The organism is Legionella resiliens (genome assembly GCF_021344005.1).
Classification (GTDB): Bacteria; Pseudomonadota; Gammaproteobacteria; order Legionellales; family Legionellaceae; genus Legionella; species Legionella resiliens.
Map to the genome: position 1 here is coordinate 46,918 of NZ_JAJTND010000004.1, position 22,340 is coordinate 69,257.

Consider the following 22,340-nt stretch of genomic DNA (forward strand, 5'->3'; position numbering starts at 1 on the left):
GCCATCGCCTCTGAATGTGAGGCTAAAATGGCGGCTTTTATACCGAACAAATAGAACCATGGGATGGTCAACATTGTTTGTTGTATTTTCAGGATATTGTCTCCAGGCTCTAAATTAATTTCTTTTTAAAGTTTCGGGCATCAAAGATAAAAAAAGAATCAGGCCAATCAGTGCAAAGAAAGCCAAAGTATAAAAGCCCATATTATAATTATATAATTTTACAATGTATCCGCTGGCAAAATTACTAATTGCATAGGCCAAACCTTGGCAAAGAACCATCAATCCAAGCATAAAATTAAACCGGCCGGAATGTGTCGCAAGTTCTGAAACCATTACAATGCCAATTACACCAAAAATACCGCCACTTATCCCATCCAAAATCTGTAGTGCAATAATAAAATAGGGGTTGTGGGAAAAGGTAAACAAAATTGCCCGTATAAAAACACACAGAAATGCAAGTAAAAATAAAGGCTTACGCGGAATATTTTTAATGAAATATACTAAGAGAATTGAAACGAACATCATGACTATATGGGATATTATTATACTATTTGCCATAAAAATGGAGCATGCTTTTGTGCTGACTTGCACAAAAATCAAGCCAATCAGTGTCAATTGTGCTGCACTAGAAAAATGAAATAAAAAAACAGAAATTAGGAAAATAATATTGGTGCGCGAGAGTAAGATTTGTTTAAGAGATACAATTTCCTTTTTTTCAGTATCCAAATCTACAGGTGCTAATTGGCGTGCAATATCATGATCAATATCCTTTTCTTTAATCAGGAAAATTGGCAAGATGCCTAAAATGGAAAAAAGGCCATATGAGTAGATAATCCAAATATTTCCGCTGTAATAAGAGCATACGCCAACAATTAGGGCGAGAATTATATTGCCAGCATGACCTAATGTTTCATTAATGCTTTCTCTTTGTGGAAATTTTCTTGTTCCAACTAAACCAAGTGTTATGGCTACGATTGCTTTGGGCATAATTGCCGTTGCCAAACCAATCAAAATTTGAGCGCTTATTATTGCTGGAAAATAAGGAAATTGGGCAATGAGAAAACAACTTATTGCAAAGATTAAACAACTTCCTACCAATAAGAGGCGTTTTATTTTGTATGCATCAATAAGTAATCCACTAGGGATTTGATTGAGCATATTTGCAAAATTCATTATTCCTAGAGTAATACCAATCTGACCAGGGTCCCATTGCAATTCTGCTTTTAGATAAATTGTTAGAAAAGGGCTGATGCCAGTTTGGAGACCGGCAAGTAAAAGAATGACACAACTTAAAGCAAAATAGCTTTGAAATGATGTAATTTTTTTCATTTATGGATAATTCACATTACAAGAGTAATCAATATTTATCATCTTAGAGACGGTGAACAATTCGCCCGGGGGTGCCTGCAACCCGCGTTTTATGCCTAAGAGTTTTTCTCATAACCTAAACAGGAAAAAATTGTTCTACAGTCTAGACTGCTGCTTAAAAGACTGTCATCCCTGCGCAGCAGGAATCCATCGACAATGTACATCTAAACTTAGTCAGAATATTCTATTGATCCCCCAATGTGGCAATACTGCTCTATCGCATTTGGACTCTACGTTGATATTCTTGCAGTAAAAAATATGGAACTATATATGTGGCGTTCCAGTAATTTAACATAACGTATCTAAGAACATAAAAAAAATTTAGTCTATGGATTCACTTCTAGTCTATCTTTTTTAAAGTGTTTAAAAATTTACTTGCAGAAATTTCACCAACCAGTTTGAGCCCCTTGATCTCATTGCCTTGAGCATCTAAAAATATAAAAGTGGGTGGGGCTACAACATGGAAATAATTAAGTAGCGCTTTATCGTCAGCATTATTTTTTGTGACATCAATTTTAATTACGCTAAAACGTGCTAAGGCCTCTTGTACACGAGGATCTTTAAATGTAGTTGCATCCATCACCTTGCAGGATGTACACCAATCGGCATAAAAATCAAGCATTACCGGTTTGCCCTGAGCATTAGCGATTGCTTGCTTTATAGTGCTTAAATTTTGTTCTTTCTGTGTTTTAGCCGGGGCAGCGTTTGCTGATTGGATTGTTAAGGGTTGCAAGGGATTTGTTGCACCCATGCTGGCACCTACCAAAATCAAGAATCCATAGACGAGTAGAATAAGTCCCACTCCTTGGTTGAATTTTTCGCGATGCGTTGCAGAATACGTAAGAGCACCACTGTAAATTCCTGAAAAAATAAGTAAGCATGCCCATAAGATCATGCTGACTAATGGAGGGGCTATTCGAGAAATAAGCTCAATGGCAGCAGCAATAAAAAAAATGCCAAACAGTGCCTTGATGGTATTCATCCAGCTGCCTGTCTCCGGCAACCATCTACCTGCGGAAGTACCGATGAGAAGTAATGGTGTGCCCATCCCCAAACCTAAAACGAACAAAGTCAGGCATCCTAAAAGAACATTTCCACTTTGGGCAATATAGGTTAATACTCCAATTAATGGAGCAGTAACACAAGGTGAAAGGATTAAAGTAGATAAGCAGCCCATGACTGCAGCCCCAAGATAGTGGCCGCCTCGTCGATTACTGGAACCGTGTATTTTCGCCTGCCAAGAATGCGGTAATTTGAATTCATAAAATCCAAACATGGATAAGCCTAATAGAATAAAAATTAGACTAAATATCCCAATGGACCAGGGAGATTGCATACTAATTTGCAGATTGGCTCCAAGCAAGGCCACTACTGCACCGATGATTGAATAGGTAATGGACATGCTCAGTACATAACTTAATGAGAGAAAAAAGGCTTTGCTTGTGGTAATTTCCTTACCATGCCCAATAATAATCCCGGATAAAACAGGGACCATGGGCAAAATGCATGGGGTGAATGATAAAAGCAAACCAAAACCATAAAAGGTAAGCAGAATCAGGAACCAATTGTGGCTTAAAAAGATTTTAGTGACGCTGTCATTTTGTGATTCTTCAGTGTCTGCTGTCTGGGTGCTTGAAGGTCCCTCCAGACTTACTTCCGCTAAAGCCAAACCTTCATCTATGGTGAGCTGAATTGTTTTCGTTTCTGGGGCATAGCAAAAACCATCATCAGAACATCCCTGGTAATGCAAATCAATTAAGGCTTGTCCTGGATTATTCCCTAAAATTCCAACAGGAATGGAAACTTGGTTGCGATAAACAGTATACTTATGTCCTTGTTTGTCAACTTTGTGTTCTGTCGGTGGGAAACGCAAAGGGCCTAAGTGAATTGTACCGTTTGTATTTGTTGTTAATTTAATGCGATCACTATAAAGAAAGTAATTAGGTTTTACCTCGAAATTGATGGTAAAAGTATTGGGATCAATTTTGTTTACATTAACACGAAATACTTCTGCAGCAGGAAGTGGGTTTGCATGTAGAGCAAATGTAGTTATATAACAAAATAATAGTAAAAACCATTTTCTCATTCTGAAAACCTTTATAATACAGAGGAGTAAATTTATATATGTAACTATATCAGAACATCATGGGGTATGAATAAAATTAAAACTAAAATTTTTTTTTATTTTTACCCTTGAAACTCTTTGTCTTGTCCCCATATGACAGTCAGTAACATTGCAAATTGACTTTAAAGTTTAATTAATCAGGAGATAAAAGTATGAAAATTCGTCCTTTACACGATCGAGTTGTTGTTCGTCGTATGGAAGAAGAGCGTACCACAGCGGGTGGTATTGTTATTCCAGATAGCGCTACTGAAAAACCAATGCGCGGTGAAATCATTGCTATTGGTGCGGGTAAGATATTAGACAATGGTGACGTTCGTGCTTTGGCAGTAAAAGTGGGTGATATCGTTCTGTTTGGTAAATACTCAGGTACCGAAGTGAAAATCGACGGTAAAGAAGTGGTTGTGATGCGTGAAGACGACATCATGGGTGTAATTGAGAAGTAATCGTTTCATTAGGAGAGAGAGATAATGGCTAAAGAATTACGTTTTGGTGACGATGCGCGTCTACAAATGTTAGCTGGTGTTAATGCATTAGCGGATGCAGTACAAGTAACCATGGGTCCACGTGGACGAAATGTAGTATTAGAAAAAGCTTATGGTGCACCTACTGTAACTAAAGACGGTGTGTCTGTAGCTAAAGAAATCGAATTTGACCAACGCTTCATGAATATGGGCGCTCAAATGGTTAAAGAAGTTGCTTCTAAAACTTCTGATACTGCTGGAGATGGTACTACTACCGCTACTGTATTGGCTCGTGCGATTGTGGTTGAAGGTTATAAAGCAATTGCTGCTGGCATGAATCCTATGGATTTGAAACGCGGTATTGACAAAGCGGTAACTGCAATCACCAAAAAATTACAATCAATGTCTAAGCCTTGCAAAGACAATAAAGCAATTGCTCAAGTAGGTACTATTTCTGCTAACTCTGATGAAGCAATTGGTTCTATTATTGCCAGTGCAATGGATAAAGTAGGTAAAGAAGGCGTTATTACTGTTGAAGACGGTAATGGTCTTGAAAATGAATTATCTGTTGTTGAAGGGATGCAGTTTGATCGTGGTTATATTTCTCCATACTTCATCAACAACCAACAAAACATGACTTGCGAGCTTGAGCATCCATATATTCTATTGGTTGACAAGAAAATCTCCAGCATTCGTGACATGTTGTCTGTATTGGAAGGCGTTGCAAAATCAGGCCGTCCATTATTGATTATTGCTGAAGATGTTGAAGGTGAAGCTTTAGCAACTCTGGTTGTAAACAACATGCGTGGTATCGTTAAAGTATGCGCTGTTAAAGCTCCTGGTTTTGGTGATCGTCGTAAAGCAATGTTGCAAGACATCGCAATTCTGACTCGTGGCGAAGTAATTTCTGAGGAAATTGGTAAGAGCTTAGAAGCTGCTACTTTAGAAGATTTGGGTACTGCAAAACGTATCGTAGTAACCAAAGAAAACACCACGATTATTGATGGTGAAGGTAAAGCTGCTGAAATCAATGGCCGTATTGCTCAGATTCGTGCTCAAATCGAAGAAACTACTTCTGATTACGATCGTGAGAAATTACAAGAGCGTGTTGCTAAACTTTCTGGCGGTGTTGCGGTTATCAAAGTGGGTGCTGCTACTGAAGTGGAAATGAAAGAGAAGAAAGCTCGTGTTGAAGATGCATTACATGCTACTCGTGCTGCAGTAGAAGAAGGTATTGTAGCGGGTGGTGGTGTTGCTTTAATTCGTGCACAAAAAGCTCTGGATTCTTTGAAAGGCGACAATGACGACCAAAACATGGGTATCAACATTCTGCGTCGTGCTATTGAAGCGCCAATGCGCCAGATCGTATCAAACGCAGGTTATGAAGCTTCTGTCATTGTAAACAAAGTATCTGAAAACAAAGACAACTATGGTTTCAATGCTGCCACTGGTGAGTTTGGTGACATGGTTGACATGGGTATTTTGGATCCTACTAAAGTAACTCGCATGGCATTACAAAATGCTGCTTCTGTAGCAAGTTTGATGCTGACTACTGAGTGCATGATTGCTGATTTACCAAAGAAAGATGAAGCTGCTGGTGATATGGGCGGCATGGGCGGAATGGGCGGTATGGGAGGCATGGGCGGCATGATGTAAGCCTCTCTCGTTCCTATTCCTTTAAAAACCCGCCTTGATGGCGGGTTTTTTATTACTGGATTTCTGATTTATATATGGGATATACGCAGCTTAGATTTGTCTAATTACGAGTTATTAGTAGCAATTAATCTAAACGCGATAATTCAGTCCAAAGCTCAATTGATTACTGTAGACTCGCAAAAACCTGGTGGGAGCGCCATTGGCTGGGACACCGTTTGAAGCTATGGTATCGTATTGTCCGCTATTAGTGGTTTGACCTATGGTTAAATAACTGTAATTGATATCGACGTCTAAGTGCTCCGTCACTCGAAAAAGACTGCCTGCACCAACTTGCCATGCAAAGCGGGTGATAGTACGTCCAAATTCATGTTGAACCGCCAGGGGCCAAAAAATGGTATTAGTTTTTGAGGTTGCTGCACCTACGCCGCCACCGAGATAAGGCTCAACTCGTTGATTCAGGGGGTAAGATAAATAGCCATTGATCATATAGGTGTAGGTGTTAATACGTCCATGAGCTGTTTCATTTCCATCATCTGTAACTGAGAAATGAATGTCTGGCAGTCCTTGCACTCGAAAATCTGTTCGGAAAAAAGGATTGAAACGATAACCAACTCCTAAGGAGTATCCCCAATTATCGCCTATAGAAGCCGCTGGTGGAGTAATTGCATTTGGAGAAAAAAAGGAAGCAGTCTCTGCTCGGTTAAAATCAAATGCATTGTAGGTGGCAAGTCCCACTCCATAAAAACCCTGCTTCTTTTTATAAGTTACAGGCCCCATATCACCTGAGTAAGCAGGGAGTATTGCTGCCGAAAAACAAAAGATCGCGACTTTTTTTAACCTAAGATGCATACCAGACACTCCGTTGTAAGATGAAATTCATCAGTTAGATGCAAGATGGCTCAAGCAAACGATAAGTTAACGAACCCCCAACTTTATAGTTACAAAAAATAACTTTTAACACAATAAGCAATGTCGTTAAGAATTATGAAGCCCTTCAGGCAATTGGGGTAGTGTTGTATAGCACAGAAGAATTGCCGAATAAAAAACTAATTATAAATCCTAATTCGTTGATTAAAAATTCAATTGACTAGCGGAAATGGGAACAAGCCCTGGAATTTTTGCAATGTATCGTCCACAATGATGGGGAATTATAAAGTCAGGAGTAATGATGGAAGCAATAATTAAAAAGTTGGAAGTGGTTTTGGCCGATACCTATGCCTTATATCTTAAAACACAAAATTATCACTGGCATGTTAAGGGAGCTCAGTTTAAAAGCTTGCATGAATTGTTTGAAATGCAATATAGAGCATTGGCAGAAGCGGTGGATGAAATTGCAGAGCGAATTTTAATTTTGGGACATAAGGCGCCTGCTACCTTTACTGTATTGAATCAATTAAAAACAATTGAAGACGGCAATTCCAATATTAATGCGAATCAAATGGTGAGCGAGTTGGCTCAGGATCATGGGATTTTGGTTAAAGATTTAAACAAAGCAGTAAAACTTGCTCAGGAACATGATGATGAAGGAACGGTAGCGTTACTTAGTGAGCGTATTGCTGCTCATGAAAAAGCGCGATGGATGCTGAACGCCTCCGTTGCTTAGAGTTCGTTGCACATCGATACATATAGCCCGGGTGCAGGCGAAGCCGTAACCCGGGTTCCGCTTCGCTTCACCCAGGCTACATTGCTGCGGTTATTTCGTCTTCATCATTTCTTTTTCAGCTCCTTTTTTAATGACGATGATGCTGATTCGTCGATTTTCTGGACTGAAAGGGTCTTTGGTATTCAGAAGCAAAGTTGATCCGAAACCGGATACACGAATCACTTTATCGGGATCCAAGCCTGCTTTAATCAAAGCACGACGGGCGGCATTGGCTCTCTGGGTGGAGAGTTCCCAGTTGGTATATTCTAATTCATCTGGGTTATGGTAAGGGTGGGCATCGGTATGTCCTTCAATGGTAATTTTATTGGGAACTGTCTTAAGTAGATTGGCGATCTGTGTAAACATCGGTTCCATCCCCGGGTTAAGTATGTCTGAACCCACGTCGAACATGGGTTTTTTCTGATTATCGATTAATTGAATGCGTAACCCATTTTTTACTACTTCCATGATTAATTGATTTTTTAAACCAGAAAGAGAAGGATCTTGTTGGATACTTAAATTAATTTTTGATTTTAATTCTTCGAGTTTTTGCGTCTCATTTTCAGTGGATTGAATTACCTGAATGTTTTGCGGTTTTTTATTTGGTGCAGATGAGAGCTCGGTTTTAGAAACTTGCCCATTGGTATCTTTGAGATTAGGCCCACCGCCCTTAAGATTAATTTGCTGATTACCCACATTTTCACCACCAAAAAAAGTTATTTTCATGGGTTGTTTAAAATACTCGGAAATTCCATCTTTTTGTGCTTTATTTAGTGAAGCAATCAACCACATCAACAAAAAGAAAGCCATCATTGCGGTAACAAAATCTGCAAAAGCAATTTTCCATGATCCCCCATGCAGTTTGTGCTTATTCCTTTTTATTTTTCGAATTATAGGGGTTGGACCAGTTTTTCCTTTACCGCTGTTTTCATTCATACTCTAACCTCATTAGCTCGGTGTAGCTTCAGCAGCAGAATTTTCTCCAGAACTGGATGAGGATGCTGCTGGTTTGGAGTTTTTAATTTCTTCATTGAGTTGGGTGAAGGAAGGGCGTTGGGCAGAAAACAAAACTTTACGGCCAAATTCAACAGCAATAATAGGTGGATTATTGTGCAGACTCGCTAATATTGTGGCTTTTACACAATGCAGCATCAATTGAGTCTGATTGGCATGATGTTCCATTGCTGAAGCTACAGGACCGACAAATCCATAACCAATTAAAATACCTAAAAAGGTTCCTACAAGAGCATGAGCAATGAGTACTCCTAGTTCGGGCGGCGGTAAATTGATCGATTCCATCGTATGCACCACGCCAAGGACTGCAGCAACAATACCGAAAGCAGGCATGGCATCAGCGAGTTTTGCTAAGGCATTTGCCGGGATCATTTCTTCTTCATGATGCGTTTCAATTTCCATATCAATTAACGCTTCGAGCTGAAAAGGTTGTATGTTCGAAGTAATGATCAATCTTAAGTAATCGCAAATGAACTCAATGATATGATGCTTTTTCATGAGCGCAGGATAAGCATTAAAAATAGGACTTTCTTCGGGGTTTTCGATATCTGTTTCTAAGGACATCAGTCCTTGTTGCCGCGACTTATTCAACAGATTGTATAATAAGCCTAATAGATCACTGGAATTTTCCTTAACTGATTTTTCACCTCGAAAAACTTTAGGTAATGCTTTTAACAATGATTTTAACACCGTAGCACTGTTGGCAACAATAAGCGATCCGATTGCTGCTCCGGCAATGATAAGCAATTCTATGGGTTGAAAAACCGCCGCAAGATGACCCCCAGCGAGCGCGAACCCGCCAAAAACACAGAGTAATATAATTATATAGCCTATTAGAATTAACATTTATATTCGATCTCCAAGTCCTTTTAAATCGTTCAAATTCTTTATTTAAGATAATCGTGAACAACACGACCATAAGGTGAGAGCCGTTAATAAATGTATACCGCTTACTCTACGTCGTATGGGCAGATTAGCTACCGGAGCCAAGGCATAATGTGCTAATTGCAACTGAGCTGGTCCTTGCCACGCCCCTTTAATGTCAACCTGTTCAAGAGAATATTCAACATAAGATGGACTGATGAGTGGCATGGCAAAAGCATTCGTTATTACCTCTGCTTCATTCATTTGCAGACTCCTCTTTTAAATGTTTATTGGGAGCCATGTCGTATACAGCAATACCCGTTGTTTGTGATACGCGCTGGTCCCAAGGGGATTTTTTTATGGCTTTTTGTCCATCAAGATAGCCATTTTTTATGCGTTCCGAAATACTTTTTCTGGAAAACTCATAATCTTTTGAAGAAAACTCGGTTTCATCGTGTTCATATAAAAAGCGCACCAAAGAAATCGTAGATTGATGCCCACGCGCAATACAAAGTTTTAGCTCTGGATTATCTCGTTCCTCTTTAGGAACATAGCGTGAAAGAATATGAATGGTATTTTTTAACGCATGAATCTGTTGATACATTTCAACTGCCTGGGCAAAACGACTTGAATATTCTATATCTTTTTTGCGTTTCATTACCGCATCTAATGAAGTAGGATACAAACCATAAGAGTCAAATAAATGAATCGCGAAACACAGTAAGTTTCGGGGACATCGATTTACCGATAATACGTAAGTTGCTGGGGAATTACTGGAAATCCCGCCATCCCAATAATATTCTCCATCAATTTCAACAGCGGGAAAACCAGGAGGCAATGCACCACTTGCCATAATATGCTCTGGCCTTATTTTTGTCTCTTGTGAATCAAAATACACCATTTCTCCCGAACAGATTTCAACAGCGCCAACGCTTATCCGGGTTTCTTTAGAATTGAGGCGATCAAAATCGATAAATTGTTCTAAAGTAGATTTTAAATTTCTAGTATCGTAAAAACTTAAGCTATCGGGAGCATCATAATACCCCATAAGAAGAGGAGGAAAGCGAGGTGCAAAGAAACCTGGCTGGCCAAAAAGCAATGCGAATTGTGCGGATAAGAAATGTTCAACCTTTCGACTCTCATCATCGTTGGGAAGAAGGGTACTCTCGATAAAAGAAGGTGTGGCAATGCTCTCCCAAAATTGATACATTTTTTCAACACGTTCTTTAGGTGGATTTCCAGCTGCAATTGCAGCATTAATCGCGCCTATTGAGGTGCCAGCAAACCAAGTTGGATCATAACCTGCTTCATCAAGAGCATGCAAAACACCTACTTGATAGGCGCCTAAAGCGCCTCCGCCTTGAAAACAGCAGGCAATATGGTGATGCCGCTGTTTTTGGGGTTTAGCTTTATTCGTCCGAGCCATAGAATTTACTCCATGAACCACCCATGACTAACAATTAACGATTGACCTGTAAGGGCATTTGATTCGAAAGAAGCAAAAAATAAAGCAGTTTGCGCTACGTCGTCCGTGGTAGTGAACTCTCCATCCACTGTATCCTTAAGCATAACATTCTTAATGACTTGTTCTTCAGTGATTCCTAATTCTTTAGCTTGTTCAGGAATTTGTTTATCAACTAAAGGCGTGCGTACGAAACCTGGGCAAATGACGTTGGCTCGTACATTATGGGCTGCCCCTTCTTTGGCAACTACTTTACATAAACCAATCAAACCATGCTTTGCAGTGACATAAGGTGCTTTCAGTTTAGAGGCTTCTTTGGAATGGACTGATCCCATATAAATAATGCTTCCTCCTTTACCGGAGGCATACATATGTTTTAATGCAGCGCGTGTTGTTAAAAAAGCTCCGTCCAACTGAATGGATATTAATTTTTTCCAATCAGAAAAAGCCAATTGTTCTACAGGGCTAATAATTTGTATCCCTGCATTGCTGACCATAACGTCAACGCCACCAAAGTATTTAGCAACATCATCCACGCCTTTATCAACTTCTTTTTCATCGGTGACGTTCATGGCAACCGCCATAGCCTCTCCACCCTTAGACTTGATTTCTTCAGCTGCACTCTTTGCTTGCTCCAGATTGAGATCAGCAATAGCAACTTTAGCCCCTTCTTTTGCATAGACCAAGGCGATTTCTTTACCTATTCCACTGGCAGCCCCGGTGATTATTGCTACTTTGTTTTTTAAACGCATGATTAACATTCCTTGTATTATTTTGAGTGAATGATCAATCGCTTACGCTTGATCTAAAAATTCTTATAAAAGTATAGCAATGGAAATTTGATATTGCCTCTATTCACTAAGATTTTTTATTTTTATCGTTTACATGAAATATACTTGGCTTAACTGATTAAAATTTAAAACCCTTAACCTCTTTTGGAGGTTAAGGGTGTATTTATTTGTATTGATATTAGTAATAGTAGTAAGGACGATAGTAACCAGAACGATAGTAACTAGGATAGTAACCTGAACGATAGTAATATCGTCTATCTTGTTCTCGGCCAATTGCATTCCCTACTAATGCTCCAGCTCCGGCGCCAATTATTGTTCCTGCAGCACTACCTCCGGTCGCAGCATAACCTATACCAGCTCCTGCAGCACCACCAGCAGCGCTACCTACTTGAGCACCAGTACAACCCCCCAGCATAAATGCCGATATACCAGCAAAAAATAAGGGAGCGATAATTTTTTTCATAGTGAACTCCTTTTTATAGTTTTCAGGATCCCTGCATTGATAAAGCAGATATTCATAACAAGAAAATCCTGGTTGCTTCATCTTCACTATGATTTTAGTACAAAAAAAATATTTAATGCAAAATAAATGAACATAATTTGTTTTAACAATCATTTTTTTAAATATCAGATTTTGCTCCGACCTTCATTTTCCAGTAGTATTAACATAAGAATTATAAAAATAGGGGACCTTATGTTTAAAGGAAGCATTGTAGCTTTATTAACTCCCATGAAAAATGATCAGGTTGATGTGCCGTGTTTACGGGAGTTGGTTGAGTTCCATATTGAGATGGGTAGCCATGCTCTGGTTGCGGCAGGTTCTACGGGTGAAGCAGGTACTTTATCTCACGAAGAAAAACTGTTGGTTATAAAAACAGTAATAGACCAGGCTAAAGAACGAATTCCTGTTATTGCAGGTACCGCTATGAATGCAACACGCGATTGTATTCAACTGACCCAGGAAGCGATGGAATGTGGAGCTCACGCTGCATTAATTATGACTCCTGCTTATATCAGACCTACTCAAGAAGGCTTGTATCAGCATTACAGTCAAATAGCCAAAGCAGTTGCCATACCGATTATTCTTTATAACGTGCCAACACGAACTGCTTGTGATATGTTGCCTGAAACAGTAGCGCGACTTGCCAAGATTTCTAATATTGTGGGAATAAAAGACGCTACGGGACAGATGACTCGGCTACAACAAATTTTACGCCTTTCAGAAGGCAGCATCGATGTATTTAGTGGCGATGATTTTACTGCTGCATCCTGGATGTTGTCTGGAGCTAAGGGAAATATTTCCGCAGCGGCTAATGTGGTTGCCAAATTAATGGCTAAGTTATGCGACTCAGCTTTAGATGGTGATCATGCTTTAAGTTTACGTTTAAACGAACAGCTAATGCCTCTATATGAATTATTGTTTATTGAAACAAATCCGATTGCAATAAAATGGGCAGCAAGCAGAATGGGGTTAATGGAGAATGAATTAAGGATGCCGTTAACTCGTTTATCTAAAGAACATCATGAACCATTGGAAAAGGTAATGAAGAGTTTGGAGTTAATATAAGTGAAAAAGTTGAGTTTTATTGTTTTTTTTGTGCTTTTGTTCTCTGGGTGTAGTCGTTATGCCAGTAATGGTGAGCATCTTTACCTCAGTAGTCGTAATGGCCCCTCATTAGAAGTTCCACCGCCATTAACGAGAACAAATATCAGTAGTTTTTATGATTTGCCGCAACAGAATCAGAATGCACAGGTAAGTATGGCTCCACCTGTATCATAAGGGGTTTATTATGACACCATCAGAATCAGCTGAGTTGCTTATTATACAGGAATTATCGCAGCGTATTGTGGAAGCGCAACGCAAGATCAGGATTCTTGATAGTATTAAATGGGATGAGACAATAAAAAAGGAATTTTTTAAGAATAAAGGCAAAAAGCTTCCAGCTGTTGATAAAGAATATTACGGCAAAAAGCCTTTGCCTTTTGATGTTCATGACAAGCAAGAAGAGTTTCGTATTATTTTGCGCGATACACAAAACCAACTTGGACAATATTCTACCCTAACTCGTTTAATACGTCGTCAGTGTGAAGAATACAGTCGAGCGACACAAATGCTCGCTGTGCGAGGTACTCCTGCATTTTCTGAATTAGCAATGGAATTGTATGGCAGCCCAAACGATGTGTTCTATGCGGGCGGGCCCCGCATGTCCGAAATGGGGACTTTACTCTTTGATGTGTTAACCGGACTTAGTGTTCAATTGCAGTCTGAAGCTGATGTAAAACGTTATACACCACAACAGGCTCAAGAAATTTTGCAAGCCCGTTTAGGGCAGTTTTTTGATAAGCATCCTGGTAAAGTAACCGTTATGGTCAGTGACGATATGATCGCAGATGCTTCTGCTGGAGCGGACAGCATTAAATTGAGTCAACAGGCAATGTTCAGCGATCGTGATCTTCGTTATCTGGAAGTACATGAAGGTTGGGTGCACGTCGGAACAACCTTGAATGGTTCGATGCAACCCAATTGTTTTTTTCTTTCCAAGGGCTCACCTTCCAGCAGCGTTATTCAAGAAGGTTTGGCAGTAATTACGGAAGTTGTTACATTTTCTTCATACCCCAGCCGCATGTTAAAGATTACCAATCGCGTGATTGCTCTAGACATGGTCACGCAAGGGGCAAACTTTCTGGATATTTATAATTATTTTATGGAATGCGGTTTAAGTGAAGAAGACAGTTACAATCAATCGGTACGTGTCTTTAGGGGGAGTACGCCAACGGGCGGACCTTTTACCAAAGATTTATCTTATGCTAAGGGTTTTGTATTAATTTACAATTACATCCGTTTTGCGATCAGTCGAAATCATGTTGACTCTATCCCCTTATTGTTTACCGGGAAATTGGTACTGGATGATTTACCCTTACTTACCGAATTAAAAGAGCGTGGGATTTTAACTAATCCTGTTTATCTTCCACCTCCATTTCAAGATTTGGCAGCGTTAAGTGCATGGATGAGCTTTTCCTTGTATTTGAATCAGTTTGATTTGAATGAAATTCAAAAGAATTTTCGTTTTTTGATTGTGTAAAGTGCCTCTAAAGTTTCTCTACACTTATGCCTAAAAGGTTGTCCTCCCTGCGAGGCTTCAATCTTCTAGGCATTGCTGAAAAACCAGTCAGCGTTCCTCCTACGCCCCGCAGCTTGTCCCTGAACGATCGTCAGTTTTTTAAATTTATCATGTACCACTTAAGTTTTCTCTACGTACTGCTTTCCTACGTACCGCGCTTTATGCGCGGTATCCAGAACGATATTTTAAGATGCCGCTGAGCATTTCTATAGCAAGATCCCCTGGATACCGCGCATAAAGCGCGGTAGGTAGGCGAAAAATTTAGTGGAGGTTTCTCAAAACTGACGATACCGCAGGTAAACAGACCCTGAATGATCGTCAGTTTTTTGAATTTATCATGTACCACTTAAGTTTATCTACGTACTGCTTTAAATTTCTCTACGTACCGCGCTTTATGCCTGAGAGATGGTCACTTTTTGTGACCATCTCTCAGAGCTTGTCCGCGGGGCGTAGGAGGGATCCAATTTGAATAGAAACTAAATAACTTTTACCTGGGTTGCTTCGTTTCACCCAGGCTCCGGTTTTTTTAGATTTCAAATACGATAATCAGGACTTGCACGCTACGGTTTGCATAAGCTCCAGTGATTCTTCTTTTTCTTGTGGTGTAAAGAATCGTTGAGCGAGAGTGTAACTTAAATTGGGCTTCGCTTGGTGTTGTAATGCTCTTTCTAATTGAGGATATTCACCTACGAGCAATTTCGCTTGTTCTTTGATGTATGAATCATCAGATCGATTAATCATCGTTACGTAATGCGCTGCCTTTTTCAGATCGTCAGGCTCCGTTGAGTTACCCAATATTTGGCACATCACCAACATTGCATTGGTACACCCCAAATTAGCAGATTGGCGCATAGTTTGTTTGTACTGAGAAGATGTTGGTGGATAAATATGAGCTAAATGATATAAAGCCATAGGATTATCCTGAGCTAAAGCCATCATTTTAGGTAAATGTTGGACCACAGCTTGCTTTAAAACAGGATCATTAGGTGATCTGTGTAATTGATTTACCAACGTAGCAAATTCATTACTTGAAGACATATCCTACCCCTAACTTTGACTCATTCCCTTGTAGGATAAAAGATCAAGGTTAAGGTAAGATTAAGAGGGATAGGCTTTACGTTTTTTTTACATTATCAAATACTGCCCACCCTAAATGGAACAACATATGCGCAAGGATTGCTACAATAAGTCCATATTGCCAAAATAGATATCCAAAAAATAAAGATTGGTAAAGGCTAAGTAAAATTAGAGAATAAATAAAACGACGGTTTGAGGTACAACCGGCGGCGAGGTAAGCGGGGAGTTGGCTTACTGCAAATACCAAGCCACTAATAAAAATTGAAATCCAAATGATTAAGACAGGATATTGTTTCGTAAAGAGCAGTGCGAAAAAGGTAGTAAGATTCATTAATCCCCATCGGGCTATGATTTCCTCTACTACACCTCCATAAAGAACACAGCCATCGAGGCCAAGGGCCATGCGTAGATTGGTCATGATTTTCATGTTTTTTTCATCCATGATGCGAGCAATAACACCATAGTAAAGGACCAAAAACACCAGCAATCCAAAAAAAGCATACAAAACAGTAGGTAATAAAATAGGAAGTAATGCATTTATTCCTACAGTACCCTGTAACAGTTCTTCAAGTATTGTGGCATGTAAGCCAGTAGTGTTTGATAATACAGCGCCTGCAATACACAGGACCAAAACCATAAATAGGGTTTGCAAGATGGCGAAGCGACTCGCCCGTTTTTTTAGCTCTTCGGAATTATCTGGTAATAAAAAATAAATTAATCGTTTTATTGCAATGACAACACCTGGGATGGATAAGCAGAACAAAACGATAATTAACGGCCAATTGATTGTCATTTATTATCCTTAAATATAAGCGCTCAGCCTAATCAGTGAACAGCCAATCAATGCTCACATACTGATGTATGCTGCGCTTGCTTAGAAAAATTTTCTCACAACCTGCACTCAAATCCAACTGTTCAAGTTAACATGGGAAACGAGTTAATTACTCTTAAATAGTACAGCATAGAAAAATCCATCCATACCTTGTTCCCCGGGTAAAATTTGCAGGCCATGCTTGGTTGCATGTCCACTGATCCTGTATTCTTTTATTATCGTACAGTCTGGATGGGTTGCAACAAAATTTGCAATTTGTTGCTCATTTTCGGCAGGCATCACAGAACACGTCGCGTAAACCAGTAAACCACCTTTTGTGAGCAAAGGCCATAAGCAATCGAGCATGTTATTCTGGATTTTAGTTACAGTAACAATTTCTTCGCTGTTACGTAATAATTTTATATCTGAATGGCGTCGAATGACACCGGTTGCAGAACAAGGAGCATCCAGCAGAATACGATCAAAAAGTTGACCGTCCCACCATTTGGCAGGAGCTAAAGCATCACCATCTATTAATGTTGCATGCAAATTAAGACGGTCTAAGTTTTCTCGAACACGTTTCAATCGCTTGGGATCAACATCTAAAGCAATACATGCCGACAAATTAGGTTCTTTTTCTAAAATATGGCAGGTTTTTCCTCCAGGAGCACAACAGGCATCGAGAAGACGTAACCCTGGTTTTAAAGACAATAAAGAAACAGCTAATTGTGCTGCACCATCTTGAACGGAAATACATCCTTCTGCAAAACCAGGGAGTTGGCGTACGTCGCAAGGCGTAATTAAATTAATTCCTTCCGGTGCTACAGGATGAGGTTCAGCAGCAATGCCTTCTCGCTTTAAAACGTGTAAATATTCGGCAACAGAATTTTTTTGTACGTTAACTCTTAAGGTCATGGGGGGATGCATGTCATTTGCTTGAGCGATGGATTGCCAGTCATCAGGCCAATCTGCTTGCAAGCGTTCCAGTAACCATTGGGGTTGGCCATGAATGAATAAGGGATCAGTACTAAGACGTGCCAAAATTTCTTTTTGCTGACGGCAAAAATTGCGCAAAACAGCATTAACCAAGCCTTTTGCCCATGGTTTTTTGATTTTTTCAAGTAAGGCAACTGTTTCTTTGACTACGGCATAATCGGGTAGCTGCATATAGTATAATTGATAAAGACCGATAAGCAGCGCGACCCAAACATCCACTTCTTTGGGTTTTTTTTGCAGCAGGCATTCCGCTATAGCGTGTAAACGAAAATAATGACGACAAAAGCCAAAGCAAATCTCTTTGGTCATTGGGGTGACTTCAGCTGATGCAGGCATGAGTTGGGATAAGGATGATTTTTCAGTGAGTAGGCGAGTTAAAATTTTTAAGGCATGCAGTCGTTCATTCTTGTTCATGAAAACACAAATCCTGCGTGTACCTGTGATTTGGAGGAATTTAACCAATCTGCTACGGAAATCACTTTAGCGCCTGGAAGCTGGATTCGTTCTACGAGCAAACCTTGCTCTCCGGTGGCAATCAGCATCCCTTTTTTATCGATGCTGACTATAGTACCCGGTGTTTGGGAAAAGGGTAGGGCTACTATTTTGGCTTGATGGATCCGCAAAATTTCTTCACCTAAGTGTGTGTAAGCGATTGGCCAAGGATTGAATGCGCGAATTTTTCGATCGATTTCTACTGCAGTTTGCTGCCAGTTAATGTGTGCATCTTCTTTGTTAATTTTGCTGGCATAGGTGGCTAATTCATTATTCTGAGTTTCAGATTTTGCGGTTTGAGCCGCTAATTCATCTAAGGTTTGCAGTAAGGGTTGTGCGGAGATTTCTGCCAGGCGGTCATGCAAGCTTTGTGCGGTTTCTGATGTACTTATTGGACAGGTAATTTTACGCAGCATCGCACCGGTATCCATGCCGGCATCCATTTGCATAATCGTTACCCCAGATTCTGTATCGCCATGAAGAATGGCCGATTGAATGGGGGAGGCACCACGCCAACGAGGTAATAAGGAAGCATGCACATTAATACAGCCCAGGCGGGGAATTTCCAGAACTGCTTTAGGCAAGATTAATCCATATGCGATAACCACGATGACATCCGGTTTTAATGCTGCAAGCTCTGCGATTGCTTCAGGATTTTTGAAGTTGGAGGGTTGATAGACTGGGATTTGATGGTTTAATGCCCATTCTTTCACCGCAGAAGCATGTAGTTTTCGACCGCGCCCAGCAGGACGGTCTGGCTGAGTATAAATCGCTTGAATATGATGTGTTGAATGCAGTAGTGCACTCAGGCAAGGCAAACCAAATTCTGGTGTTCCAGCGAAAACAATGTTCAATCGACTCATGATAACTACTCACCTCGAACAAGGAGCGCTTTTAAGAGACGCGTCTTGAATGAAAAGCCTGTGAAAAAAATGCAGTGTATTATTTCAGAAATACCCCGCAATGCTCTCACCTTACGTACTTTTATCCAGAGGTCTTATTTTAAAAAAGAACCCGGGAGTGTGTCCCAAAAAAGTGTTCTGGATACCGGCGCATAATGCGCAGTACGTAGGAAGTTTATAAAAGTTTATTATTTAACAATAAACTACTTTTTAGTTTTGTGTTCTACCACAGACATTATTTACGTGCGTGTTGACGTTTAAATTTATCCAATTTTTTACGAGCCATGGCTTTTTTTAATGGAGAAAGCAGATCAATAAACAGTTTACCATTCATATGATCAATTTCATGTTGCAAACATTCAGCGAGCAAGCCTTCGGCTTTAATCTCATAAGGGTTACCCTTTCTATCCAAAGCCTTGACTGTAACTTTTTCTGCACGTATAACCGTATCGTAAGCTCCGGGAACAGAAAGACAGCCCTCTTCAAATTTGTTTTCGCCCTCTGATGCAATGATTTCAGGATTGATAATCACCAGTTGATTCTGTTTGTCGCCTGCAATATCAATCACCGACAAACGCAGGCTAATACCAATTTGAGGTGCAGCAAGACCAACGCCACGAGCGTCATACATTGTCTCAAACATATCGTCAATTAATATTTGCAATTTGTCATCAAAATGAACAACAGGTTTTGCAACCGCTCTTAATCGAGGGTCAGGTAAATATAGAATTGGATGAATAGCCATTGTTTATCTGGTTCTCTACACAAAAATCATGCTAATATTATCCTTCATATATTGTAAGGCTGCAAGATATTCCAACAAAGGATTGACTCTAATGAGATTTATTCTCCTTATATTCTTCTTTTTTTTCTCCAATTTGAATTATGCTTTGAGCTTAAAATCAGATGCCCCAGAGCGGTATGTGGTTCAACATGGTGATACTTTATGGGGTATAGCAGGTCGCTATTTAGATAATCCCTGGGAGTGGAAGGAACTTTGGCAGGCGAATCCAAAGATAAAAAATCCACATCATTTATATCCGGGAGCAGTTCTGATTCTAGCCTATTCTGGAAGCAGACCCTATATCAAAGTACTATCGAATGGCACCATAAAATTATCACCCAATATTCGTCCCTTACCTTTAGATGACCCCATTCCTGCAATTCCTTTAAACGAGATTAAACCTTTTTTAAATGAGTCGCTTATATTGGACCAAGATGTTATCAATCGAGCTCCTTACATTGTATCTCTAATAGGAGAACACATGTTGGCTGGGCAAGGGGATAAAGCTTATGTCAAAGGATTGCATCCTTCACGAGTATTGCCTGTAAGAGGAGTTCCTGCCTATTCTGTTTTTAGAGGCGGGAAAGATTATGTACATCCGCTAACTAAAGAACTTTTGGGATATCGAGCGAATTTGGTAGCTAATGCGGAGTTGCTTGCTGGGGGGGAGCCTGCCACTATTTTATTAACCACCATTAATGAAGGAGTTAAAGTAGAAGATAGTGTAATGATTAATAATAGCTCTGAATTTAATTTGAATTTTGTACCCAAAGCGCCCCTATTCCGTGTCAAGGGATTTATTATTGATATGCCTAATGCCATGTCTGGGGGGAGTGTCGAAGGGGCTATTGGCGGCGTGGTCGTGGTTAGTTTAGGTGCTCGAGATGGGCTCGAAGCAGGGGATGTTCTGGCAATCTATAAAAAATCACGTACAGTCAGAGATCCCAAAAATAAACTATACCCTATTCGATTGCCTCCCGAACGCGTTGGCGAGGTTTTGATTTTCCGTGTGTTTACTAAAAGCAGTTTTGCTTTAATCGTTCGCTCAACCCGACCTATTTATTTATTAAATTTAGTGGCCAACCCATGAATAATTTATCCTGTTACCTCGCATTAAACCGAATGGAAAGAGTGGGGCCGCGTACGGCAGGCAAACTACAAAAGCGTTGGCCTGATTTACAACAAATGTTCCAGCTTTCAGCAGTTGAGCTGGAACAAGCAGGTCTACCCTTTGCTTTGGCACAAACGATAGCTGGTTTTGATTTGAGCTTAGTGCAAGAAGATCTCAGCTGGTTGGAGGCTGCAGACGATCATCATATACTCACTTGGGATTCGCCTGAGTATCCCTCTTTATTGAAAGAAATTACGGATCCTCCTATCGTTTTATATGCAAAAGGACAGCTTTCCTGTTTAAAGCAACCTACATTAGCTGTAGTAGGTAGTCGCAATCCTACTGTAACTGGGAGTGAAAACGCACGGCAATTTGCAAAAGCAATCGCATCCCATGGCGTTACTATTGTAAGTGGCTTGGCACTAGGTGTGGACGCCCAGGCTCATCTAGGATGTTTGGAGGCAGGAGGGCAAACAATAGCGGTTTTAGGTACGGGAATCGATCGAATATACCCTCATCGGCATAAGGCATTATCGCAACAAATTGCTCAAAATGGTTTGTTAGTGAGCGAATTTTCCTTAAAAAGTCCACCGATCGCTGGACATTTCCCTAGAAGAAATCGTATAATAAGTGGTTTATCATTGTGCACTTTGGTTGTTGAGTCGGCAATCAAAAGTGGTTCGTTAATCACAGCACGAATGGCCTTGGAACAAAACCGGGATGTTTTAGCAATCCCTGGCTCCATTCACAATCCTCTGGCTCGAGGGTGCCATTACCTGTTACAGCAAGGAGCCAAATTAGTTACCTCAGTTGTTGATGTTCTCGAGGAGTTACAGATTGATTCAGAACAACAAACAGCTGATAAAGCTATTTTACCTCTTGCCAGCGGGAATAAAAACCTAGTAAAGTTCATTGGCTTTGAAATGACAACTGTTGATCAGATCATTTTACGTAGTGGATGCACCGTTGAGCAAGTCCTTAGTGAGCTTGCAGAATTAGAATTAAATGGGGCTGTAGTTTCTGTGCCCGGTGGCTATATGAGGTGTTAGTATATGAAAGATAACTTATTTGAAATGTTATTGAGTTTATTTGAAAAAAGTCTTACCCAGCTGCAAAAAAGCCATAAAACCGCTGATCAGGATGCATCGGAACAACTTAGTGGAGAAGATATTGAGGCTTCAGAGGAACAAGTGTTGCATTTGAAGTTGCAAGAGCACACCTCCACACGAATTTTTACTTATGACGAGCAAATGAAACTGACTAAGGCCAGTTATCAATTTCTCATGCGTATGCAATTATGGAAAATTCTTAATCCAGAATCGTTTGAAATGATTATGAATCAATTACAATTTTCTGAATCCCGTATCGTAACTCTTCAAGAGACTAAATGGACCATAAGAAATGCCTTGGCGAGTTCATTGAATGAAGAACAGCTTGCTTTTCTGGATTTAGTTCTTTATCAATCAGAAGATGAATTGACATTACATTAAAAAAATCATCTATGCCCAAGAAACTTCAAAATGCTCGTTCTAGACGATTTGTTTTTTTTGTTCTGGAACGTAAAAATAATAGGTTAAAGAGAGTTTTTTGGAGTTTTCTTGAGTATATTACCTATATTACTAGAAGTTGGTGATATTTCATTTTCAGCGCCAATGGGCCGTA

Annotated in this window: 23 protein-coding genes; 9 read left to right on the forward strand and 14 right to left on the reverse strand. The window is 39.9% G+C overall.

Going from position 1 to position 22,340, the window contains the following annotated elements; genetic code table 11:
- Positions 1-114: 114 nt before the first annotated feature.
- Together LXO92_RS05685 and dsbD are read right to left on the reverse strand one after the other, a co-directional pair.
- Positions 115-1,329 (reverse strand): MFS transporter, encoded by a 1,215-nt coding sequence (locus LXO92_RS05685; protein ID WP_182351768.1) that lies wholly within the window; start codon positions 1,327-1,329, stop codon positions 115-117.
- Positions 1,330-1,708: 379 nt separating this feature from the next.
- Entirely contained in the window at positions 1,709-3,454 is a 1,746-nt protein-coding gene (dsbD, locus tag LXO92_RS05690; RefSeq protein ID WP_232890548.1) for a protein-disulfide reductase DsbD, read from the reverse strand.
- A gap of 191 nt (positions 3,455-3,645) precedes the next feature.
- On the opposite strand from dsbD, the gene groES reads away from it, so the two are divergent.
- Both groES and groL read left to right on the forward strand, forming a co-directional pair.
- Positions 3,646-3,936, forward strand: coding sequence for a co-chaperone GroES (groES, locus tag LXO92_RS05695; protein ID WP_019234809.1), 291 nt, complete (start codon positions 3,646-3,648; stop codon positions 3,934-3,936).
- A 24-nt stretch (positions 3,937-3,960) separates the two neighbouring features.
- Positions 3,961-5,610, forward strand: coding sequence for a chaperonin GroEL (gene groL / locus LXO92_RS05700; RefSeq protein WP_182351770.1), 1,650 nt, complete (start codon positions 3,961-3,963; stop codon positions 5,608-5,610).
- A 129-nt stretch (positions 5,611-5,739) separates the two neighbouring features.
- Here groL and LXO92_RS05705 read toward each other — a convergent pair whose 3' ends face one another.
- Positions 5,740-6,459: an outer membrane protein gene (locus tag LXO92_RS05705; protein WP_232890549.1), complete on the reverse strand. Its 720-nt coding sequence runs from the start codon at positions 6,457-6,459 to the stop codon at positions 5,740-5,742.
- Between the two features lie 319 nt (positions 6,460-6,778).
- Here LXO92_RS05705 and LXO92_RS05710 point away from each other — a divergent pair, with 319 nt between their 5' ends.
- On the forward strand, positions 6,779-7,213 hold the full coding sequence (locus LXO92_RS05710; RefSeq protein ID WP_182352748.1) for a Dps family protein: 435 nt from the start codon (positions 6,779-6,781) through the stop codon (positions 7,211-7,213).
- Between the two features lie 90 nt (positions 7,214-7,303).
- Here the strand turns inward: LXO92_RS05710 and motB are convergent, their stop codons facing one another.
- The 6 genes from motB to LXO92_RS05740 all read right to left on the reverse strand — a co-directional run bounded on the left by motB (position 7,304) and on the right by LXO92_RS05740 (position 11,846).
- Positions 7,304-8,188 carry a flagellar motor protein MotB gene (gene motB / locus LXO92_RS05715; RefSeq protein ID WP_182351772.1) on the reverse strand — a complete coding sequence of 295 codons (885 nt, stop codon included), beginning with the start codon at positions 8,186-8,188 and terminating at the stop codon, positions 7,304-7,306.
- 12 nt (positions 8,189-8,200) lie between these two features.
- Positions 8,201-9,112: a flagellar motor stator protein MotA gene (gene motA / locus LXO92_RS05720; protein ID WP_182351773.1), complete on the reverse strand. Its 912-nt coding sequence runs from the start codon at positions 9,110-9,112 to the stop codon at positions 8,201-8,203.
- 45 nt (positions 9,113-9,157) lie between these two features.
- A complete protein-coding gene (locus LXO92_RS05725; protein ID WP_232890550.1) occupies positions 9,158-9,394 on the reverse strand; it encodes an acetoacetate decarboxylase family protein in 237 nt (78 codons plus the stop codon).
- A complete protein-coding gene (locus LXO92_RS05730) occupies positions 9,387-10,556 on the reverse strand; it encodes a patatin-like phospholipase family protein (protein WP_182351774.1) in 1,170 nt (389 codons plus the stop codon). The genes LXO92_RS05725 and LXO92_RS05730 overlap by 8 nt, the downstream gene beginning before the upstream one ends.
- A 5-nt stretch (positions 10,557-10,561) precedes the next feature.
- The gene (locus tag LXO92_RS05735; protein ID WP_232890551.1) at positions 10,562-11,344 is read right to left on the reverse strand and encodes a 3-hydroxybutyrate dehydrogenase; all 783 of its coding nucleotides are present in this window, start codon (positions 11,342-11,344) and stop codon (positions 10,562-10,564) included.
- A gap of 217 nt (positions 11,345-11,561) precedes the next feature.
- Positions 11,562-11,846, reverse strand: coding sequence for a glycine zipper domain-containing protein (locus LXO92_RS05740; protein WP_182351776.1), 285 nt, complete (start codon positions 11,844-11,846; stop codon positions 11,562-11,564).
- A 231-nt stretch (positions 11,847-12,077) separates the two neighbouring features.
- Here LXO92_RS05740 and dapA point away from each other — a divergent pair, with 231 nt between their 5' ends.
- The 3 genes from dapA to LXO92_RS05755 are packed head-to-tail and all read left to right on the forward strand — an operon-like array spanning position 12,078 to position 14,466.
- Complete coding sequence (dapA, locus tag LXO92_RS05745; RefSeq protein WP_182351777.1) at positions 12,078-12,950, forward strand: 4-hydroxy-tetrahydrodipicolinate synthase; 873 nt, start codon at positions 12,078-12,080, stop codon at positions 12,948-12,950.
- Complete coding sequence (locus LXO92_RS05750) at positions 12,951-13,163, forward strand: hypothetical protein (protein ID WP_182351778.1); 213 nt, start codon at positions 12,951-12,953, stop codon at positions 13,161-13,163.
- Between the two features lie 10 nt (positions 13,164-13,173).
- Positions 13,174-14,466 carry a flavohemoglobin expression-modulating QEGLA motif protein gene (locus LXO92_RS05755; RefSeq protein WP_182351779.1) on the forward strand — a complete coding sequence of 431 codons (1,293 nt, stop codon included), beginning with the start codon at positions 13,174-13,176 and terminating at the stop codon, positions 14,464-14,466.
- Between the two features lie 585 nt (positions 14,467-15,051).
- Here LXO92_RS05755 and LXO92_RS05760 read toward each other — a convergent pair.
- From LXO92_RS05760 to def, 5 genes are all read right to left on the reverse strand, one after another.
- Positions 15,052-15,543, reverse strand: a complete 492-nt coding sequence (locus tag LXO92_RS05760) for a hypothetical protein (RefSeq protein WP_182351780.1) — start codon at positions 15,541-15,543, stop codon at positions 15,052-15,054.
- Between the two features lie 76 nt (positions 15,544-15,619).
- Positions 15,620-16,375, reverse strand: coding sequence for a CPBP family glutamic-type intramembrane protease (locus LXO92_RS05765; RefSeq protein WP_182351781.1), 756 nt, complete (start codon positions 16,373-16,375; stop codon positions 15,620-15,622).
- Between the two features lie 144 nt (positions 16,376-16,519).
- Complete coding sequence (rsmB, locus tag LXO92_RS05770; protein ID WP_232890552.1) at positions 16,520-17,803, reverse strand: 16S rRNA (cytosine(967)-C(5))-methyltransferase RsmB; 1,284 nt, start codon at positions 17,801-17,803, stop codon at positions 16,520-16,522.
- Positions 17,800-18,744 (reverse strand): methionyl-tRNA formyltransferase, encoded by a 945-nt coding sequence (fmt, locus tag LXO92_RS05775; protein ID WP_232890553.1) that lies wholly within the window; start codon positions 18,742-18,744, stop codon positions 17,800-17,802. Before fmt ends, rsmB begins: the two co-directional genes overlap by 4 nt.
- A 274-nt stretch (positions 18,745-19,018) precedes the next feature.
- Positions 19,019-19,528, reverse strand: coding sequence for a peptide deformylase (def, locus tag LXO92_RS05780; protein WP_232890554.1), 510 nt, complete (start codon positions 19,526-19,528; stop codon positions 19,019-19,021).
- Between the two features lie 91 nt (positions 19,529-19,619).
- Here def and LXO92_RS05785 point away from each other — a divergent pair, with 91 nt between their 5' ends.
- Genes LXO92_RS05785 through LXO92_RS05795 form a run of 3 tightly spaced genes read left to right on the forward strand, consistent with a single transcriptional unit; the run spans position 19,620 to position 22,168 of the window.
- Positions 19,620-20,657, forward strand: coding sequence for a LysM peptidoglycan-binding domain-containing protein (locus LXO92_RS05785; protein WP_182351785.1), 1,038 nt, complete (start codon positions 19,620-19,622; stop codon positions 20,655-20,657).
- Positions 20,654-21,727, forward strand: coding sequence for a DNA-processing protein DprA (gene dprA / locus LXO92_RS05790; protein WP_232890555.1), 1,074 nt, complete (start codon positions 20,654-20,656; stop codon positions 21,725-21,727). Before LXO92_RS05785 ends, dprA begins: the two co-directional genes overlap by 4 nt.
- 3 nt (positions 21,728-21,730) lie before the next feature.
- Positions 21,731-22,168 (forward strand): DUF494 family protein, encoded by a 438-nt coding sequence (locus LXO92_RS05795; protein ID WP_182351787.1) that lies wholly within the window; start codon positions 21,731-21,733, stop codon positions 22,166-22,168.
- Positions 22,169-22,340 lie beyond the last annotated feature (172 nt).

Excerpts from the sequence above, each read along its gene's own strand:
- LXO92_RS05785 (WP_182351785.1), top strand. The coding sequence starts at position 19,620 with ATGAGATTTATTCTCCTTATATTCTTCTTTTTTTTCTCCAATTTGAAT.
- LXO92_RS05705 (WP_232890549.1), bottom strand. The coding sequence starts at position 6,459 with ATGCATCTTAGGTTAAAAAAAGTCGCGATCTTTTGTTTTTCGGCAGCA.
- motB (WP_182351772.1), bottom strand. The coding sequence starts at position 8,188 with ATGAATGAAAACAGCGGTAAAGGAAAAACTGGTCCAACCCCTATAATT.
- dsbD (WP_232890548.1), bottom strand. The coding sequence starts at position 3,454 with ATGAGAAAATGGTTTTTACTATTATTTTGTTATATAACTACATTTGCT.
- LXO92_RS05725 (WP_232890550.1), bottom strand. The coding sequence starts at position 9,394 with ATGAATGAAGCAGAGGTAATAACGAATGCTTTTGCCATGCCACTCATC.
- LXO92_RS05735 (WP_232890551.1), bottom strand. The coding sequence starts at position 11,344 with ATGCGTTTAAAAAACAAAGTAGCAATAATCACCGGGGCTGCCAGTGGA.
- LXO92_RS05795 (WP_182351787.1), top strand. The coding sequence starts at position 21,731 with ATGAAAGATAACTTATTTGAAATGTTATTGAGTTTATTTGAAAAAAGT.
- LXO92_RS05740 (WP_182351776.1), bottom strand. The coding sequence starts at position 11,846 with ATGAAAAAAATTATCGCTCCCTTATTTTTTGCTGGTATATCGGCATTT.
- groL (WP_182351770.1), top strand. The coding sequence starts at position 3,961 with ATGGCTAAAGAATTACGTTTTGGTGACGATGCGCGTCTACAAATGTTA.
- def (WP_232890554.1), bottom strand. The coding sequence starts at position 19,528 with ATGGCTATTCATCCAATTCTATATTTACCTGACCCTCGATTAAGAGCG.
- dprA (WP_232890555.1), top strand. The coding sequence starts at position 20,654 with ATGAATAATTTATCCTGTTACCTCGCATTAAACCGAATGGAAAGAGTG.
- LXO92_RS05730 (WP_182351774.1), bottom strand. The coding sequence starts at position 10,556 with ATGGCTCGGACGAATAAAGCTAAACCCCAAAAACAGCGGCATCACCAT.
- dapA (WP_182351777.1), top strand. The coding sequence starts at position 12,078 with ATGTTTAAAGGAAGCATTGTAGCTTTATTAACTCCCATGAAAAATGAT.
- LXO92_RS05710 (WP_182352748.1), top strand. The coding sequence starts at position 6,779 with ATGGAAGCAATAATTAAAAAGTTGGAAGTGGTTTTGGCCGATACCTAT.
- LXO92_RS05755 (WP_182351779.1), top strand. The coding sequence starts at position 13,174 with ATGACACCATCAGAATCAGCTGAGTTGCTTATTATACAGGAATTATCG.
- fmt (WP_232890553.1), bottom strand. The coding sequence starts at position 18,744 with ATGAGTCGATTGAACATTGTTTTCGCTGGAACACCAGAATTTGGTTTG.
- LXO92_RS05760 (WP_182351780.1), bottom strand. The coding sequence starts at position 15,543 with ATGTCTTCAAGTAATGAATTTGCTACGTTGGTAAATCAATTACACAGA.
- rsmB (WP_232890552.1), bottom strand. The coding sequence starts at position 17,803 with ATGAACAAGAATGAACGACTGCATGCCTTAAAAATTTTAACTCGCCTA.
- groES (WP_019234809.1), top strand. The coding sequence starts at position 3,646 with ATGAAAATTCGTCCTTTACACGATCGAGTTGTTGTTCGTCGTATGGAA.
- LXO92_RS05765 (WP_182351781.1), bottom strand. The coding sequence starts at position 16,375 with ATGACAATCAATTGGCCGTTAATTATCGTTTTGTTCTGCTTATCCATC.
- motA (WP_182351773.1), bottom strand. The coding sequence starts at position 9,112 with ATGTTAATTCTAATAGGCTATATAATTATATTACTCTGTGTTTTTGGC.
- LXO92_RS05685 (WP_182351768.1), bottom strand. The coding sequence starts at position 1,329 with ATGAAAAAAATTACATCATTTCAAAGCTATTTTGCTTTAAGTTGTGTC.